The organism is Reyranella sp. (genome assembly GCF_004297265.1).
Lineage (GTDB): Bacteria > Pseudomonadota > Alphaproteobacteria > Reyranellales > Reyranellaceae > Reyranella.
This window is the reverse complement of record NZ_SCUT01000050.1, coordinates 75102-93694: the sequence shown is the minus strand read 5'-3', so window position 1 is coordinate 93694 and position 18593 is coordinate 75102. Positions and strand designations below refer to the sequence as shown.

The window sequence follows — 18593 nt, the reverse complement described above, 5'->3', positions numbered from 1 at the left end:
GCCATGGTCCTTCGCCGGGAACACGGGCCTGAACGCCCGTCCCCGGCGTCGTGATCTACGCGACCGCGGCGTAGATACGGTCGAGATCGCCGTCGTCGTAGGCGTATTCGGTCGAGCAGAACTCGCACTTCACCGAGACACGGCCGGTCTTGTCGCGCAGATCGCCGAGTTCCTCGCGGCGGATAGAGCGCAGCACGTTGTCGATCCGCTCTCGGCTGCAGCGGCAGCGCGCCTCGAAGGCGCGGCGCTCGAAGACACGCGGCTGCTCCTGGTGGAACAGGCGGTGCAGCAGCGTCGTGCCGGGCAACGCCGGATCCAGCATTTCCTTCTCGGTGGCCGAGGCCATCAGGATCACCGCCTTGCGCCAGTCGTCCTCGCGCTGCTCGGCATCGACGTCGAGGCGGCCGGCGTCGAACTCGGGCATCTGCTGGACCATGAGTGAGGCCGCGTGCCAGCGGTGCCCGTCGCCGGTGTCGTCGCGGCGTGCCGTGATCTTGATGCCGGTCGGCAGCTGCTCGGACTGGCGGAAGTAGGTGTGCGCGCAGTCCGCCAGCGTCGCGCCCTCGAGCGGCACCACGCCCTGGTAGCGTTCGGTGTGCTGGCCCTGGTCGACGGTGAAGGTAAGGCGGCCCTGACCGAACAGCTTCGGAATGTAGCCATCGGGCGCGTCCTCGTTGCCGCTGCCGAGCGCAATGGCGAGCTTCCAGGAATCGAACTGCGCGTAGCCGCGCAGGGCGCCATCGCTGGTGAGGTCGGTGACGAGCAGGCGGATCGGCCCGTCGCCGCTGATCTGCAAGGTGAAGATGCCATCGTATTTTAGCGAGGTCGCGAGGGTGGCGCACAGCACCATCGACTCGGCCAGTGGCCGCGCCACGGCCAGTGGATAGCCGTGGCGCTCGATCACTTCATCCAGAGCGGGACCCAGCCGGACCAGCCGGCCGCGCACACCGAGCGCGTCCAGCTGGAAAGGAAGGACGCGGTCCCAGTCGTCGGAAGGAAATCCTCCCGAGTCTGAACTCAAGACAGGCACCAGGCCAGGATGCTCTTCTGGGCGTGCAGGCGGTTCTCGGCCTCGTCGAACACGACCGACTGCGGACCGTCGATCACCTCGGCGGTCACTTCCTCGCCGCGATGCGCGGGCAGGCAGTGCATGAAGATCGCATCCTTCTTGGCCTGCTTCATCAGGTGCTTGTCGACCTGATAGGCGCGCAGCAGGTTGTGCCGTCGCGCGGCGCTCGGACTGTCGGGATCCTCGTCGCCCATCGACACCCAGGTGTCGGTGACGACGCAGTCGGCGTCCTTCACCATCGACTCGGGATCGTGGCCGATCGAGATGCGGCCCTTGGACTTCTCCGCCCACTGCACCACGTCGGCCGGCGGCGTCAGCTCGGGCGGGCAGGCGATGCGCAGCTCGAAGTCGAACTGCACGGCGGCATGGATCCACGAGGTCGCCATGTTGTTGCCGTCGCCGGACCAGACCACCGACTTGCCCTCGATGGAGCCCCGATGCTCCTCGTAGGTCATGACGTCGGCCATGAGCTGGCAGGGATGCGTCTTGTCGGTGAGCCCGTTGATCACCGGCACCGTCGCATACTTCGCCATCTCGAGGAGTTTCTCCTCTACGGTGGTGCGCATCATGATGATATCGACGTAGCGGCTGAGCACGCGCGCGGTGTCGGCGATGGTCTCGCCGCGGCCGAGCTGGGTGTCGGTGCGGCCCAGCATGATCGTCTGGCCGCCAAGCTCGCGCATGCCGACTTCGAACGACACGCGGGTGCGTGTCGAGGGCTTCTCGAAGATCATGGCGAGGGTCTTGCCGGCGAGCGGCTTTTCGTGCCCGCCGTTGGACCGTGCCTTCTTCATCGCCTTGCCGTGATCCAGGATCTGGCGAAGCGTCTTGGGATCGACCTGGTCGAGGTCGAGGAAGTGCTTGGGCGTCGCCATGGCTACTCGGCGGCCTTTGCCGCCGCCTCGAACGACTCCGCGGCCTGTCCGAGAATCGCGATACCCTCGTCGAGCGCCGCCTTGTCGGCGATCAGGGCCGGGAAGATGCGGATCACGTTCTCGCCCGCCGGCGGGACCAGGAGTCCCAGCGACTGCAGCTTGTTCACCATGTCGCCCGACGTCACCGACGGGGCGCACTGCAGGCCCTGCAGGAAACCCATGCCGCGCTGCTCGACGAACACCGTGGGATGCTTCCGGCAGAGTTCCTCGAGTTTGCCCTTCAGGTACTCGCCCTTTTCGCGCACATCTTCGATGAAGCCCGGCGCCAGCAGGATGTCGAGCACCGCATTGGCGACGCCGGTGGCCAGCGGGTTGCCGCCATAGGTCGAGCCGTGCGTGCCGGGGACCATGCCGACCGCCGCCTTCTCGGTCGCCATGAAGGCGCCGATCGGGAAGCCGCCGCCCATGCCCTTGGCGATCGCCGCGACATCGGGTTTCACACCCGACCAGTCGTAGCCCCACAGCTTGCCTGTCCGCCCGAAACCCGTGTGGATCTCGTCGTAGAACAGCAGCAGGCCGAACTCGTCGCAGATGGCGCGCAGGTCCTTCAGGAACTGCGTGGTCGTGGCGCGGATGCCGCCTTCACCCTGGATCGGCTCGACCAGGATGCCGGCGGTCTCGTCGTCGATCATGTCGCGGACGACGTTGGTGTTGTTCAGTGGCGCATGCTTGTAGCCGGGCGCCGGCGGGCCGAAGCCTTCGAGGTACTTCTCGTTGCCGGTGGCGGCGAGCGCGTTCAGCAGTCGGCCGTGAAACGCCGCCTGGAAGCAGATGATCTTGTACCGCTTGGGCTGGCCGTTCATGTACTGATACTTGCGGATCAGCTTGATGCCGCCCTCGATGGCCTCCGCACCGGAGTTGCAGAAGAACATCGTGTCGGCGAACGAGTTCTCGGCCAGCCGCTTGGCCAGCTTCTCGCCGTTGCCGATCCGGAACAGGTTCGACGTGTGCCAGAGCTTGGAGCCCTGCTCGGTCAGCGCCTTGACCAGGTAGGGATGGCAGTGGCCCAGCGCGTTCACGGCGATACCGGACGTGAAGTCCAGGTAACGTCGGCCGTCCACCGCGTAGAGATAGTTGCCCTCTCCGCGTTCGAACACGACGTCCTTGCGACCGTACGTCGGCATCACAGCCGTAATCACAGCGAGCCTCCCTCAAAAACCAAAAACCCCCGCCGATCCGACGATTCCGGGATGGAAACTCCGGGTTTTGGCGAGGGGCGGGCACTATCTTACCGGGGTCCGGGTGTGTCAACTTGGGCCGGGCTGCCGGCGGCGCGCGCCTTGAGGGGTCCCGACCCCTCTGCTAGGAGACCCGCCTTCTGATGAAAATGCTGCCCACCCGGAATTCCACGCTGCCCCTGCATCGCGCCGGCTTCGTCTCCGTACCCGCGATGCTCGACTATGCGGCCCGCGGCGAGACCGGCGTGACCTTTTATAATGCCAGGGGTGAGCAGCTTTCAGCCTTGCCGTGGCGCGAGGTCCGCGAACGGGCCCATGTCGTCGCCCGCAAGCTGATCGGCGCCGGCTTCGCGCGCGGCGAGCGCATCCTGATCACGGCCGACACCTGGCCGGGCTTCTTCGACGCCTTCTTTGGCGCCCAGTATGCCGGCCTGCTGCCCGTGCCGGTCTCGATTCCGGTCGGCATCGGCGGCAAGGATGCCTATCTCGACCAGCTTCGACGCCAGCTTGCCGCCTCCGGGGCGGTCGCGGCGGTCGGTCTCGACGATCTCGCGGGATATCTGGCCGACGCGGCCCGGGAATTCCCCGCTGTCCGGCTCCATGGCGGCATGGACGCCCTCTACGCGCTGCCCGAGAAGCCGGTCGACCTGCGACCGCTCGGCGCCGACGAGCAGTGCTACATCCAGTTCTCGTCGGGCAGCACGCGTCACCCGCACGGCGTGCAGATCACCCAGCGCGCCCTGATGGCCAATCTCGCCGGCATGGTCGGACCGGCCGGGCTCGACGTCGTCGAGGGTGATCGCGCGGTGAGCTGGCTGCCGCTCTATCACGACATGGGCCTGATCGGCTTCCTGATGGCGCCGCTCTCGACCCAGATCTCCATCGACTACCTGACGCCGCGCGACTTCGCGCGCCGGCCGATGCAGTGGCTCAACCTCATCTCGCGCAACCGCTGCACCATCTCCTACAGTCCGAGCTTCGGCTACGACCTCGCCGTCCGCCGGGGCGCGGCCCAGGTCCCGCCCGATCTCGACCTGCGCTGCTGGCGCCACGCCGGCATCGGCGGCGACATGGTGCGGGCCGACGTGCTGGAGCGCTTCGCCACGACGTTCGCACCGTTCGGCTTCGACAGCACCGCCTTCATCCCGAGCTACGGCATGGCTGAGGTCTGCCTCGCCATCACCTTCTGTCCGCACGATACCGAAGTCCGCACCGATGCGGTGGACCGCACGGCGCTGGCCGAGGCGCAGCGTGCGGTGCCGGCCGCTGATCCGAACGACCATCAGCGGGCGCGGCGCTTCGTGATCTGCGGTCGCGTGCTGCCGGGCCACCAGCTCGAAGTGCGCGGTCCCGACGGCGCCGTGCTGGCCGACCGCGAGGTCGGACGCATCTTCGTGTCGGGCCCCAGCGTCATGCCGGGCTATTTCGGCGAGCCCGAGGCCAGCCGCGAAGTCCTGGTGGACGGTTGGCTCGATACCGGCGACCTCGGCTACATGCTGGACGGCGAGATCGTCGTCACCGGCCGCGCCAAGGACCTGATCATCGTCAACGGCCGCAACGTCTGGCCGCAGGACATCGAATGGGCGGTCGAGGCCAAGCGCGTCGTAAAGAATGGCGATGCGGCGGCCTTCTCGATCGATACCGGCGAAGGCGAGCGCGTGGTCGTGGCCGTGCTGGCGCGTGTGTCGGGCGAGGAGGCGCGCGCGTCGCTGGCGCGCGACGTGGCGGGGGCGGTGCGTGAGGCGATCGCCGTCGATTGCGACGTCGCGCTGGTGCCGCCGACCCTGGGCCTGCCGACCACCTCGTCCGGCAAGCTGTCGCGCGCCCGGACCAAGGCGAATTACCTGGCTGGCCTCTACGCGCCCAAGCCCGAGGCGGCCTGACCGCTCGCCATGGGCAGGCTGGTCGCCGTCACCGGGGCTACCGGCTTTGTCGGCCCGCATCTCGTCGCGGCCCTCGCGCGGCGGGGCTGGCGCCTGCGCCTTCTGGTCCGGCGCTGGTCCCCGTTGCCGTCGCTGGCCGGCGTCGATGCCGACCTCATCCTGGGCGACCTCTCCTCCGAGTCCGCCCTGCGCCGGCTCGTCGACGGGGCGGATGCGGTGATCCATGCCGCGGGACTGATCAAGGCGAAGGCTGACCGGGACTTCCTGCCTGTCAACCGGGACAGCGCTGCGCTCCTGTCGGCGCTGGCGCCCGACGCCCACATGGTCCTGCTCTCGTCGTTGGCCGCCCGCGAGCCGCAGCTTTCTGCCTACGGCGCGAGCAAGCGCGCGGGAGAGGCGGTCGTCGCCGGCCGCAGCGGTCCCTGGACGATCGTCCGCGCGCCGGCGGTCTATGGTCCGGGCGACCGGGAGACGCTGGCCTATTTCCGGGCGGTTAACTCGGGTATTGCGCCGCAGCCCCGCGTGCCGGAGGCGCGCCTGTCGCTCATCCATGTGGCGGACCTCGCCGAGGCATTGGCCCTGACCCTCGAGCATCCGGCGGCGAACGCGACCTGCGAAATCGACGACGGGCGGACCTATACCTACGGCGACATGGCCGAGGCAGCCGGGGAGGCGCTGGGTCGGCGGCCGTGGCGTCTCTCCGTGCCGCGGGGCGTAATGGCCTGGATCGCCCGCTGGAACGAGCTGCGGCAGGCCTTGGGCGCGGGCGCCCAGATCCTGACCCGGGGGAAGGTCAACGAGATCTTCCACCCCGACTGGTCGGTCACCGACCGGCGGCTGGCCGCAGCGATCGGCTTCAAGCCCCGTTATGACCTCACGTCCGGCTTTCGGGACACGATCTTGTGGTACCGCGCGAAGCACTGGCTATAGGACGTGTGAAACACGGCGTAACAATTTGTCATTTCACTCGGAATCGCTGTTTCTGGCACAAGGTGACCGCCCACCCCCGGGCCCTGGAGAGCGTTTTGCGCACTGCCCATCAAATGATCGTCGAAACTGACGGCATGACCGACACCCTCGAACGCGCCCGCGTCAGCGGCCAGTCGCGAGGTGAGGTCATTCGCGAGATCTGTCGTCACCTGGCGCCGTTCCAGACCGGCGAGCGGCCGATCACGGGCGACACGGTGATCGCCAAGGACCTGACCATCGATTCGCTCGCCATCATGGACATGGTGATGGAGCTCGAGGACCATTTCGACATCTCGATTCCCATGAATGTCGTGGCCGAGATTCACACCGTCGACCAGCTCGCGGACACTATCCAGAAGCTCTGCGCCCGGCGTTAGCCATGGGCCTGTTCGACCGGCATGCGGGCCTGCTCGAGGCCTATCGGGACGTTCGGACCACCGGTTACGACCCGTTCCAGATTCGCATGGAACGGGTGCTGTCGCCGACCGAAGCGATCATCAACGGCCGCAAGATGCTGCTGGTCGGCACCAACAACTATTTCGGCCTGACCTTCGACCCGAGCTGTATGGAAGCCGCCATTGAGGCGATCCGTGCCGAGGGTACCGGCACGACCGGCTCGCGCATCGCCAACGGCAGCTACAGCGAGCATGTGGCGCTCGAGCGCGAGATCGCCGAGTTCTACGGCAAGAAGCACTGCATGGTCTTCACGACCGGCTACCAGGCCAATCTCGGCCTGATCTCGACCCTCGCGGGCGAGGGCGACCAGCTGCTGATCGATGCCGACAGCCATGCCTCGATCTACGACGCCTGCAAGATGACGCAGGCCGAGGTCGTGCGCTTCAAGCACAACGATCCCTCCAGCCTGGAAGCGCGCCTGCGCCGACTGGGCGACCGTCCGGGCAACCGGGTGGTGGTGCTGGAAGGCATCTATTCGATGCTGGGCGACAGCGCCCCGCTGCGCGAGTTCATCGACGTCTGCAAGAAGTACGGCGCCTACGTGATCGTGGACGAGGCCCATTCGCTGGGCGCGCTGGGCGACAATGGCCGCGGCCTCTGCGAATCGGCCGGTGTGCTGGACGACTGCCACTTCATCGTCGGCACCTTCTCCAAGACGCTGGGCGCCATCGGCGGCTACTGCGTCTCGGACGACCCCGACTTCGACATCCTGCGCGTCACGGTGCGCTCCTACATGTTCACGGCGTCGCTGCCGCCGTCGATCGTGGCCTCGGTGCGGCAGGCGCTCAAGGTGGTGAAGGCCAGGCCCGAGTTGCGCACGCAGCTCTGGGCCAACGTCGCCACGCTGTACGAAGGCCTGGCCGCCAAGGGCTTCAAGCTCGGCCCCGAGCACGGGCCGGTGGTCGGCGTGCATCTGCCCGACCGCATGACCGCGATCGGCTTCTGGCGCGCGATGCTCGATGCCGGCATCTATGTCAACGTGGCCGTGCCACCGGCGACGCCCAACGGCGTGTCGCTGCTGCGCTGCTCCGTCTGCGCGGTGCACACCAGGGAACAGCTCGAGCACATGATCGAGGTCATGACCGGCATCGGCCGTCAGCTCGGCGTCCTCGACGACCGCACGCTCCGCGTGGTGGGCGGCGCCCGCTAAGGGGCGGATCCGCCATGTTCACCCTCGCGCATCTGTCCGATCCGCATCTGCCGATGCCGCCGGCGCGCGTTCTCGATCTCCTGGGCAAGCGCGCCACCGGCTACTTCAACTGGTGGCGCAATCGTGTGCAACTCCATCGGCCCGAGGCGCTGGCCGGCATCGTGGCCGACATCAAGGCGCAGAAGCCCGATCACATCGCGCTGACCGGCGACCTCGTGAACATCTCGCTGCCCGACGAGTTCGCCCGCGCCTCCCGATGGCTGGCGGACCTCGGCACGCCCGGCGATGTCACGGTCATTCCCGGTAACCACGACGTCTACGTCGCCACCCTGTGGCGCGAGGGGCTGGGCCGGTGGGGCGCCTACATGGCGGGCGATGGTCAGCCACCCGCGACCGATTTCAGGGTGTTCCCGACCCTGCGCCGGCGTGGGCCGGTGGCGCTGGTCGGCTTGAACAGCGGCGTCCCGAAGCCGCCGTTTCTCGCGACCGGCACCCTGGGCGAGGCGCAGATCGCCGCCGCCGGGAAGCTGCTGGCGGACCTCGGCCGGGAAGGTCTCTGCCGCGTCGTGATGATCCACCATCCGCCGCTCACCACCGAAACGCACTTCAAGCGACTGACCGACGCGGCCGCCTTCCAGGCGATGATCCGCCAGGTCGGCTGCGAGATCGTGCTGCACGGCCACAACCACCGCAGCGAGGTCGCGCGCATCATGGGCCCACAGGGGCCCATCCCGGTCGTCGGCGTCACCTCGGCCTCGGCGGCGCCGGGAAGCAAGTATGGCCGGGCGCGCTATCACCTGATCGGCATCGAGCGCGAGACCGCGGGCTGGCGCATCGCCGTCGACATCCGCGCGCTCAGGGCCGACGGCACGGGCTGCGAGCCCGACGGCCGGATCGTATTCAACAGCGGCGCGCCGGCCGCCCTGGCAGCTTGAGGCGGCAATGGCTTCGTCGGACATCGTCGTCAGCCCGGTCGAGTCGAAGGCCGACCTGAACGCCTTCATCGCGCTGCCCAAGCGCCTCTATGCCGGCCACAAGGGCTACATCGCGCCGCTCGACGTCGAGCGCCGGGAAGCCTTCACGCCGGGCAAGAACCCGCTTTTCGAGCATGTCGAGGTGCGCTTCTTCCTGGCGCGGCGGGCCGGCAAGGTGGTCGGTCGCATCTCCGCCCAGATCGATCGCGCCCATCTCCAGCGATACAACGACAGCACCGGCCATTTCGGGTGCCTGGCGGCCGAGGACGACCCGGCGATCTTCGCCGCCCTGTTCGTGGCGGCCGAGGGCTGGCTCCTGGCCAAGGGCATGAAGCACGTGACCGGTCCGTTCAGCCTCACGGTCAACGAGGAAGTCGGCCTGCTGATCCATGGCTTCGACAGTCGCCCGGTCCTGCTGGTGCCCTACGACCCGGCCTATGCCGGGCCGAGGGTCGAGGCCTGCGGCTACGTGAAGGCCAAGGACGTCTTCTCCTACGACTACGACGTCCAGAACGCGCCCGAGACGATCGGCGCCAAGCTGCTGGCGCGCGGCGGGCTGGAGGGCCGGGTCAAGGTGCGCACGGCCAACATGAAGATGTTCGATGCCGAGGTGCGCACCCTGGTCGGCATCTTCAACGACGCCTGGAGCGACAACTGGGGTTTCGTGCCCTTCACCCAGGCCGAGATCGACCACGCCTCCAAGGCCTTCGGCCCGGTGATCGTGCCCGAGCTCGCCGTGTTCGTTGATGTCGACGACGAGAGCGTGGCCTTCATCGTGGCGCTCACCAACATCTACGAGGCGGTCGCGGAATTCGACGGCAAGCTGGGGCCCATCAATCTCGCCAAGCTGTTGTGGCGCCTCAAGATCGCCGGCGTCGGCAGCACGCGGGTGCCGCTGATGGGCGTGAAGAAGAAGTTCCGCAACCATCCACTGCTCGGCGCCGGCCTCGCCATGATCGCCATCGATACCCTCAGGGCGAACGGCAAGCGGCTGGGCAAGACCTCGGCGGAGCTGGGCTGGATCCTCGAGGACAACAAGGCGACCAACAACATCATCCGCTCGGTCGGCGGGGTGCACTACAAGACCCACCGCATCTACGAGAAGGTGCTGGCGGGGTGACACCGACGGTTCCTGGGCCGGCGCCCGCGCGGCCGCCGAAGCCGCCGTCTGCGTTCGCGCCGCTCGCCAATCGCTCCTTCCTGGCGATGTGGATCGCCAACCTGATGTCGAACGTCGGCGGCTGGATGCAGACCACGGGCGCCGCCTGGGAAATGACCAGCCTGACGCAGGAGCCGATCTTCGTGGCCCTGCTGGCCGCGGCCGGCACCCTGCCGATGTTCCTGTTCTGCTTCTTCGCCGGCATCCTGGCCGACCGGTTCGACCGCCGGCGCTACATCATCGGCTGCCAGGTCTGGATGATGGGCGTGGCCGCGACGCTGGCGGTGCTGGCCTTCTTCGGCAAGCTCGACCACTGGAACCTGCTGGCGCTGTCCTTCTGCATGGGGCTGGGCAACGCCATGAACGCGCCGGCCTGGCACGCTGTGGTGCCCGAGATCGTGACCGGCCCGCAGCTCCGCCCCGCCATCGCGCTGAACAGCGCCGGCTTCAACCTCGCCCGCACCATCGGTCCGGTCATAGGCCAGCTGCTGCTGGGCCTGGTCGGCGTGTTCCTGCTCTTCGCCATCAATGCCTTCACCTATGTGGGGGTGATCCTCGCGATGCGCGCCTGGAAGCGGCCGGCCGAGGCGCGCGCCGCCCAGCGCCGCGAAACCCTGGGCGAGGCGGCGCGCGCCGGCATCGCCTTCGTCCGCGGCTCGGCCGAGCTACGCGCGATCTTCGCGCGCGGCCTCTGCTTCTTCGTCCCGGGTATCGCCATGGGAACCTTGCTGCCGGTGATCGGCCGCTTCGAGCTGGGCCTCGACGAGTTCACCTTCGGCATCCTCTACGGCGTGTTCGGCACCGGTGCCGTCGCCGCGGCCTTCATGCTGCCGACGGTGAACCGCCTGCTGGGAGCCGACCGCGCCAACATCTGGGCGATGGGCATCTCGGCGGCCGCCACGCTGGTGGCGGCGCTGGCGATGACGCCGGTCGTGGTCGGTGCCGTCGTTGCCATCAACGGCGCCTGCTGGATCACCGTCATCGCCAACAACGGCGCCTCGGTGCAGATGATCCTGCCCAACTACATGCGCGCGCGCGGCATGGCGGTTCATCAGATGGTGTTCTTCGGCGCCATGGTGCTGGGCGCGCTGCTGTGGGGAAAGATCGCCAACTTCTTCGACGTCCGCACCGCGCTCATTGGCTCGGTGGTGATGCTGGTGCCGCTTACCGTGCTCGCCGCGTCGATCAAGCTGCCCGGCTCCTCGCTGCCACGCGTCTGACATCTCGTGTGCCGCCCGCACCACAAGCGGCTCATTAATTTGCGAGGCGGGACAGATTCTTCTTGTAACCGCGTCGATTAGTTGTAGATAGCCAACGTACAAGACGCCCAACGCACGTGCCGCTGGCCCTCTGTGGTTACGCAACGACGGAAAGTGTTCTTTTTGGCAGTGCCGGTTTCGAGCCGGGTCCGGGAAGGAGCTTCTGAGATGGTTGCATACCGCGCGGGGCGCGTTCCCCGCTATTATGTCATTTGCCCGACCCTCGCTCGGGCCTCCTTCCTCGCTCAGCCGCATAAACGGATTTTAGCTCAGTCGAGTATCGGCTGACGTACCGCGCCACGCTTGGCGCCGTACGTCGTGTTCGATCTCTTTCCGACAGACTGACTATCCTACGGGGAACCCCCCAGCGATGACCGAGCGTATTTTCCGTTATCTCCGCGAGCAGCAGCCCGAAACGCCGTGCCTCGTGATCGACCTCGACGTGGTCGAGAGCAACTTCCGGCGCATGCGTGAGCTGCTGCCGACGGCGCACATCTTCTATGCCGTGAAGGCCAATCCAGCCGCACAGGTGTTGGCTCGTCTAGCGACGGCGGGCTCCAAGTTCGACACGGCGAGCCGCGGCGAGATCGAGATGATCCAGGCGACCGGCGTCTCGATGGACCGCGTCTCCTTCGGCAACACCATCAAGAAGGAAAAGGACATCGCCTGGGCCTACCAGCAGGGCGTGCGCCTGTTCGCCTTCGACAGCGAGGCGGAGCTGCAGAAGCTCGCGCGCGTGGCGCCCGGCGCCCGCGTGTTCTGCCGCGTGCTGGTCGATTGCGGCGGTGCCGAATGGCCGCTCAGCAAGAAGTTCGGCTGCGCGCCGGAGATGGCCAAGGACCTGCTGCGCAAGGCGCAGGACTGGGGCCTCGACGCCTACGGCATCTCCTTCCATGTCGGCAGCCAGCAGACCGATCTCGACCAGTGGGACAAGGCGCTGGCCCAGGTCTCGCAGATGTTCTTCGCGCTGGCCGAGGCGGGCGTGGACCTGCGCATGGTCAACCTGGGCGGCGGCTTCCCCGCGCGCTATCGCGCCGAGGTGAGCGGCATCGACGCCTATTGCGACGCGGTCACGCGCGCGCTGGTGCGCCACTTCGGCAACCGCATGCCCGAGGTCATCATCGAGCCGGGCCGTTCCATGGTGGGCGATGCCGGCGTGATCCAGAGCGAGGTCGTGCTGGTCTCGCGCAAGGCGCAGGGCGACCGCAAGCGCTGGGTCTACCTCGACATCGGCAAGTTCTCCGGCCTGGCCGAGACGATGGACGAGAGCATCAAGTACCGGCTGCGCACGCCCGGCGAGGGCACGCGCATGGGCCCGGTGGTGCTGGCCGGCCCGACCTGCGACTCGGCCGACATCCTCTACGAGAAGACGGAGTACAAGATGCCTCTGTCCCTCAAGCCGGGCGACAAGGTCGAGATCCTCTCGACCGGCGCCTATACGACGACCTACTCTTCGGTCGCGTTCAACGGCTTCGCGCCGCTCAAGGCGGTCTGCATCTGAACTGACACAATTCGGGCGTACGGAACGACGGGGCCTTGAGAAGGGCCCCGTTGCTGTTTTAACTGGCTGCTGAATGAAGGAACGGGGACGCTGACATGGCGAAGAAGACTGCACGCAAGCCCGCCGCGAAGAAGTACCTCGATTTCCATGGCCGCATGGTCATGGTGGGCTTCGGCTCGATCGGTCAGGGCGTGCTGCCGCTGATCCTCCGCCATATCGGCATCAAGCCCGAGCAGATCACCATCATCACCGACGACATGCGCGGCGGCGAGGACGAGGCGGAGCGCTTCGGCGTCGAGTTCGTCGAGAAGCGCCTGACCGAGTCCAACCTCCGGTCGACCCTGGACAACCGGCTGGGCCAGGGCGACTTCCTGGTCAATCTCTCGGTCGAGGTCGCATCGACGGCGCTGATCGAGCTGTGCCAGAAGAAGGGCGTTCTCTACCTCGACACCTGCATCGAGCCGTGGCCGGGCGGCTATTCCGACCCCAACCTGTCGGTCTCGCGCCGCTCGAACTACGCGCTGCGCGACACGATGATGAAGCTCAAGGCCCGTCACAAGGGCGGCACGACGGCCGTGGTCGCCCATGGCGCCAATCCGGGCCTGGTTTCGCACTTCACCAAGCAGGCGCTGATGAACGTGGCGCGCGACACCGGCGTGAAGACGGCGGTGCCGACCACGCGCGAGGGCTGGGGCAAGCTCGCCCAGCGGCTGGGCGTGAAGGTGATCCACATCGCCGAGCGCGACACGCAGGTCTCGCCCAAGCCGAAGGAAGTCGGCGAGTTCGTCAACACCTGGTCGATCGACGGCTTCGTTTCCGAGGGCGGCCAGCCCGCCGAGATGGGCTGGGGCACGCACGAGAAGGCGCTGCCGCCCGACGGCAAGCGCCACACCTTCGGCTGCGACGCGGCGATCTATCTGAATCGTCCGGGCCTGCTCACCCAGGTGCGCACCTGGACGCCGATCGAGGGGCCGTTCCACGGCTACATCATCACGCACAACGAATCGATCTCGATCGCCGACTACCTGACGGTGCATGACGGCAAGAAGGCCGTCTATCGCCCGACCGTGCACTACGCCTATCACCCGTGCGACCAGGCGATCATGTCGATGCACGAACTGGCGGGAAAGAACCTGAAGCAGCAGAAGCGCCAGCGCCTGATCGTCGAGGAAGTGACGTCCGGCCGCGACGAGCTCGGCGTGCTGCTGATGGGCCACAAGAAGGGTGCCTACTGGTACGGCTCGCAGATCGACATCCACGAGGCGCGGAAGCTCGCGCCCTACAACAACGCGACCTCGATCCAGGTCGTGGCTCCGGTGCTCTCGGGCATCGTCTGGGCACTCGAGAACCCGAACGAGGGCATCGTCGAGGCCGACGAGATGGACTTCCAGCGCAACCTCGAGATCTGCATGCCCTATCTCGGCCCGGTCGTGGGCAAGTACAGCGACTGGACCCCGCTGCAGGGCCGCGGCGACCTCTTCCCCGAGGACCTCGACAAGTCCGACCCCTGGCAGTTCAGGAATTTCCGGGTGGTGTGATCCAGGCGGCGCATCGGTCGGCGAAGCTGGCAATCCGAGATAGAAGCCCCGCTGATCCTGGATTGCGAGTTATTCGCAATTGCGTTAGACCCGACGCATCGTGTCGACCGACAGCGCCTCACTCTTCTCGATGCACCGGAACGCACTGGTCGCGTATGCCGCGAAGATCGTGGGCTCGAGGCCAGAGGCGGAAGACCTGGTGCAGGAAGCGTGGATGCGCTTCGACGAGAGCACGCGCGGTCGGTATCTCGCGCAGCCGCTGAGCTATCTCTACCGGATCGTCCGCAACCTCGCACTGGATACGCGCCGCCGAACCGCGCGAAAGAGCCGCGTGCTGGTCGGCATCGAGCTCGATGCGGCGGCCGAGGAAAGCCACGATAAGCCGGTAACGCCGGAATCGCAGGCGATACACCGGGAGCAGTTGCGCCTTCTCAACGATGCGTTGAACGAGCTGCCGGACCGCACCCGGATCGCATTCGACATGCACAGACTGGGCGGGTGCAAGCTGCGGGAGATCGCCGGCTTTCTCGGCATTTCCGTGCCCTACGCGCAGGCGCTTGTCGCGGCCGGCATGGACCATTGCCGGAAGCGGTTGGGGTGGCCATGAAAGGCCCATTAAAGAAAATCCGCCCGCGGGAACGTCAAGGAAAGAGGATTTCTGCTCTTGGCGCGGCGTGAGACTGTATCGGCATGGGATTTTGCCATGGATGCTGACGGGCCCAGACAGCAGGCGGCGCGGGAAGCCACCTCATGGCTGATCGCGCTGCAGGAAGATCCGGACGATCCGAACTTGCGGCGGCAGTTCGAGGTCTGGCGAAGCGCCAGCTCTCTGAACGATGCAGTCTGGCAGTCGACACAGCGCGTGCTCGAGATCGGGCGATCGATACCGCCCCGTCCGTCCGACGAATGGCCCACCTATCTCTCAAGCCGGGAGCGCAGTGCGTCGGCACGAACGCCGCGCCGGCGACGCTGGATTGTCGCCACGCTCGGCATGGCTGCGGCAGCGGCTATCGCCCTCACGGTCGGGCCCTCCGTACTGCAGCGGCTCGAAGCCGATCATCTCACTTCCACCGCCGAGCTGCGTGACATCGGGCTGGACGATGGCAGCACGGTCATGCTTTCGGCCAGGAGCGCAATTGCAGTTTCCGGCACTGCGGGCGAGCGACAGGTGACGCTGGTCGAAGGGGAGGCATTCTTCCAGGTCAGGCCGGACCCGGCGCGGCCCTTCCGCGTCATCAGCGGACCGGTGCGCACCACGGTCGTCGGGACGCGGTTCGACGTCCGCAGGGACAGTTGGGGCGTGTTCGTCGGGGTCGAGGAAGGTCAGGTCGAGGTGGAGGCCTCCCAGTTCGGGACGAAGGAACGTCTCCAGGCGGGCGAGGCGATCCGCATCGAATTCAATGGGAAAGTCGCGCGATCGGCCGACCAGCTCACCGTCGCGGCCTGGCGAAAGGGACAGCTCGTGGCACAGAACATGAGCCTGCAGGAAGCGGTGGACCAGCTCCGGCGGTTCTATTCCGGCGCGATCATCATGACCGACGGGAGCCTCGGCTCTCGGCGCGTTACGGGCATCTACAATCTGGCGGATCCCGAAGAGGCACTGCGCGCCATCGGGCATGCCCACGGTGCCAAGGTGCGCCGGGTCACCTCCTGGATGCTCCTGATTTCGGCCGAATAGGGTCGCGCCAACTTTTTTGCAAGAATTTCCTGGGTCGGCGTCGTTCCGTGAATCAAGGGAGATGATCGCGAGACCTTCACGGGTCGCCGCCGCAACTGTCGCGTCCGCTCCATGTGCGTCGAATGGAGTCTCGCGTGAAGAATACCTGTGCTGGCGGCAACTACCTGAACATTGCTGCGGGATTTGCCGCTGTCCTCGCGGCACTGGCCTCGATCGTGCCGGCATCTCGCGCGCAAGAGCCTCGCCCGGGCCTGGACATTGCCCAGACCACCAATCAACGAAGCTTCAACGTCCCGCCACAGGCACTCTCCACGGCTCTTGTCCTTTTCGGGCAGCAGGCGGGCCGGCAGATCACGGCAGACGCCGCGGTGATCCAGGGACAGTCCACTCCTGGCGTGCAGGGTAGCTTTACGGTCGAAGAAGCGCTGCGGCGGTTGCTGGCCGGCACGGGGCTGATCTTCTCGATGCCGTCGGGGGCGACCATCGTGCTGCAGAAGCCGGCGCAGACCGGTCCGGCCGGTGCCGTGCACCTCGATCCGATCAGCGTGGAAGGCCAACCGCATAAATCAACCGATGGAACGATCGGCTTCGTGGCGACCAGGAGCGCCGCGGGCACCAAGACGAACACGCCCATCCTCGACATCCCGCAAAGTGTGAGTGTCGTCACGCGGGAGCAGATGGAGAGGAGGCAAACCCAGACGGTCGACGAAGCCCTGCGCTACAGCCCGGGCGTCTCGGTGTCGGGCAAGGAAGACAACCGGTTCGACTATGCAAGCGCCCGCGGCTTCCCGCTTGTGCAGTATCTCGACGGGTTGCGCCTGGGTACCGGCTCGTTCGCGGCGTCGCAGACCGAACCCTATTTCCTGCAGCGGATCGATGTCCTGCAGGGGCCTGCCTCGTCGCTTTATGGCCGCAGCTCTCCGGGCGGTCTCATGGACATGGTGAGCAAGAGACCGGACGGCACGACGTTCAGTGAGCTGCAGCTGCAGACCGGAAGCTACAACAGGCTCCAGGGCGCCATGGATACGGCCGGCAAGCTCGACGACGAAGGCAAGCTGACCTACCGCCTGACGGCGCTTGCGCGCGATGCGGACGCGCAGGTCGATTACATCCGCAACCAGCGCCTGACGATTGCCCCCACGGTGATGTGGAAGCCTGACAGCAACACCAGCCTCACCGTGCTCGTGAATTATCAGGACGATCCGGCGGGCGGCCTGTACGGGCGACTCCCGGCGCTGGGATCCATTGCACCAGCGCCCTTCGGATACATACCGACGAGTCTTTTCACAGGCGACCGGAACCTCAACGTCTATCAGCGCGATCAATACTCGATCGGCTACCAGTTCGAGCATCGCTTCGATGACGTGTTCACGTTCCGGCAGAATGCGCGGTATCGCCATATCGATCTCACGTATAATTTTCTCTACGCAACCGGGTACGCCAACGCGACGACACTGCGCCGCAACCTGATCCTGGATACGGAACGGCTCGATACCTTCGCCATCGACAACACATTGCTTGCCAAGTTCGAGACCAGCGGCATCGGCCATGAGCTCCTGCTCGGCCTCGACTACTACCAGTCCAACTGGTCCTATCGTTACGCGGTGGGAGCGGCGCCCACGCTGAATATCCTGAGCCCCAACTATTTCCAGAATATCGTACTGCCGGCCCTCGGTCAGAATCTGAGCCAGACCCAGAACCAGACCGGTCTCTACGCGCAGGACCAGATCAAGCTCGACAGGCTCATGGTGACGCTGGGCGGCCGGTACGACTGGTCCATCCAGAAGCAGAACAACTGGCTGACCAAGGGCGTGACCGGCCAGTACGACGGGGCGTTCACCGGCCGGGCCGGCGTCAACTATGTCTTCGACAACGGGATTGCGCCTTATGCCAGCTATGCCGAGTCCTTCGAGCCGGTGATCGGCGTCGACTTTGCCGGCACGCCCTTTCGTCCGACGACCGGTCAGCAATTCGAGATCGGCGTGAAGTACAAGCCGACCTTCTTCAACGGCCTGTTCACGATCGCGTACTTCGATCTCAAGCAGCAGAACGTACTGACCGCGGATCCCAACCCCGCGCACGGCAACTCGCAGGTGCAGACCGGCGAGATCACATCCCAGGGCGTCCAGTTGTCTGCCACCGCGAGCCTGGCGGAAGGACTGAACGTCGTCGCGAGCTACAGCTACCTCGACAACAAGGTGACCAAGAGCAACAGCGGACTGATCGGCAAGATGCCGGCCGGCGTTTCTCCGGAGCTTGCATCGGCTTGGGTCGATTACACCTTTCAGAAGGGACCGTTGGCCGGTCTCACGCTCGGTGGTGGCGTGCGTTATACGAGCTGGTCATACGGAGACCCCGCGAATACCTTCATGGTGCCGGGATATACGATCGCCGATCTGACCTTGCAGTACGATCTAGGAGAGGCTTTTCCCGCAGCCTCGGGCGCCAGGCTGGCGCTCAACGTCAACAACCTCTTCGACACGACATATGTGGCGGGCTGTTCGACGACGACGACCTGCTACTACGGGTTCAGGAGAAATGTCCTGGCGACATTGACCTACAAATGGTGAGGCCCCTGCCGTCGTCGTGAGAACCCGGTGCCTTCGGTGTCGTCTTATCCTCCTGGGAATCGCAACCTGGATATCCGCATGCCCTATCTCGGCCCGGTCGTCGGCAAGTACAGCGACTGGACCCCGCTGCAGGGCCGCGGCGACCTCTTCCCCGAGGACCTCGACGAGTCCGACCCCTGGCAGTTCAGACAAGCGTTCGGAAATACCAGGGAGCCGTGGTCGCCGACGCCGCCCTTCAGCCTGTAGAAGGCGGCGTCGACAGGGACGGATATCG

At 66.3% G+C, this 18593-nt stretch carries 15 protein-coding genes and 1 pseudogene; 13 read left to right on the top strand and 3 right to left on the bottom strand.

What is annotated here, in order from left to right; all coding sequences use genetic code 11:
- Window positions 1-55: 55 nt before the first annotated feature.
- The 3 genes from EPO41_RS22025 to EPO41_RS22015 are packed head-to-tail and all read right to left on the bottom strand — an operon-like array spanning window position 56 to window position 3128.
- Entirely contained in the window at window positions 56-1021 is a 966-nt protein-coding gene (locus EPO41_RS22025) for an Hsp33 family molecular chaperone HslO (RefSeq protein ID WP_296329758.1), read from the bottom strand.
- The gene (gene argF, locus EPO41_RS22020; RefSeq protein WP_296329755.1) at window positions 1018-1944 is read right to left on the bottom strand and encodes an ornithine carbamoyltransferase; all 927 of its coding nucleotides are present in this window, start codon (window positions 1942-1944) and stop codon (window positions 1018-1020) included. The genes EPO41_RS22025 and argF overlap by 4 nt, the downstream gene beginning before the upstream one ends.
- Before the next feature lie 2 nt (window positions 1945-1946).
- Window positions 1947-3128: an aspartate aminotransferase family protein gene (locus EPO41_RS22015; RefSeq protein WP_296329753.1), complete on the bottom strand. Its 1182-nt coding sequence runs from the start codon at window positions 3126-3128 to the stop codon at window positions 1947-1949.
- Between the two features lie 197 nt (window positions 3129-3325).
- Here EPO41_RS22015 and EPO41_RS22010 point away from each other — a divergent pair, with 197 nt between their 5' ends.
- From EPO41_RS22010 to EPO41_RS21950, 13 genes and pseudogenes are all read left to right on the top strand, one after another.
- On the top strand, window positions 3326-5065 hold the full coding sequence (locus EPO41_RS22010) for a fatty acyl-AMP ligase (RefSeq protein ID WP_296329752.1): 1740 nt from the start codon (window positions 3326-3328) through the stop codon (window positions 5063-5065).
- Between the two features lie 9 nt (window positions 5066-5074).
- A complete protein-coding gene (locus EPO41_RS22005) occupies window positions 5075-5995 on the top strand; it encodes an NAD(P)-dependent oxidoreductase (protein ID WP_296329751.1) in 921 nt (306 codons plus the stop codon).
- Window positions 5996-6129: 134 nt separating this feature from the next.
- Window positions 6130-6411 (top strand): acyl carrier protein, encoded by a 282-nt coding sequence (locus tag EPO41_RS22000; RefSeq protein ID WP_296329749.1) that lies wholly within the window; start codon window positions 6130-6132, stop codon window positions 6409-6411.
- A gap of 2 nt (window positions 6412-6413) precedes the next feature.
- Entirely contained in the window at window positions 6414-7640 is a 1227-nt protein-coding gene (locus EPO41_RS21995; protein ID WP_296329747.1) for an aminotransferase class I/II-fold pyridoxal phosphate-dependent enzyme, read from the top strand.
- Window positions 7641-7654: 14 nt separating this feature from the next.
- Window positions 7655-8575: a metallophosphoesterase gene (locus EPO41_RS21990; protein ID WP_296329745.1), complete on the top strand. Its 921-nt coding sequence runs from the start codon at window positions 7655-7657 to the stop codon at window positions 8573-8575.
- A 7-nt stretch (window positions 8576-8582) separates the two neighbouring features.
- The gene (locus EPO41_RS21985) at window positions 8583-9734 is read left to right on the top strand and encodes a dATP pyrophosphohydrolase (protein ID WP_296329744.1); all 1152 of its coding nucleotides are present in this window, start codon (window positions 8583-8585) and stop codon (window positions 9732-9734) included.
- Complete coding sequence (locus EPO41_RS21980; protein WP_296329742.1) at window positions 9731-10993, top strand: MFS transporter; 1263 nt, start codon at window positions 9731-9733, stop codon at window positions 10991-10993. Before EPO41_RS21985 ends, EPO41_RS21980 begins: the two co-directional genes overlap by 4 nt.
- 409 nt (window positions 10994-11402) lie before the next feature.
- A complete protein-coding gene (locus EPO41_RS21975; RefSeq protein ID WP_296329740.1) occupies window positions 11403-12533 on the top strand; it encodes a type III PLP-dependent enzyme in 1131 nt (376 codons plus the stop codon).
- 95 nt (window positions 12534-12628) lie between these two features.
- A complete protein-coding gene (locus tag EPO41_RS21970; RefSeq protein ID WP_296329738.1) occupies window positions 12629-14071 on the top strand; it encodes a saccharopine dehydrogenase C-terminal domain-containing protein in 1443 nt (480 codons plus the stop codon).
- Window positions 14072-14171: 100 nt separating this feature from the next.
- A complete protein-coding gene (locus tag EPO41_RS21965) occupies window positions 14172-14678 on the top strand; it encodes a sigma-70 family RNA polymerase sigma factor (RefSeq protein ID WP_296329736.1) in 507 nt (168 codons plus the stop codon).
- 96 nt (window positions 14679-14774) lie between these two features.
- Window positions 14775-15749: a FecR family protein gene (locus EPO41_RS21960; protein ID WP_296329733.1), complete on the top strand. Its 975-nt coding sequence runs from the start codon at window positions 14775-14777 to the stop codon at window positions 15747-15749.
- A gap of 134 nt (window positions 15750-15883) precedes the next feature.
- On the top strand, window positions 15884-18319 hold the full coding sequence (locus EPO41_RS21955) for a TonB-dependent siderophore receptor (protein ID WP_296329732.1): 2436 nt from the start codon (window positions 15884-15886) through the stop codon (window positions 18317-18319).
- Window positions 18320-18379: 60 nt separating this feature from the next.
- A pseudogene (locus EPO41_RS21950) lies at window positions 18380-18565 on the top strand (hypothetical protein); the annotation flags it as partial.
- Window positions 18566-18593 lie beyond the last annotated feature (28 nt).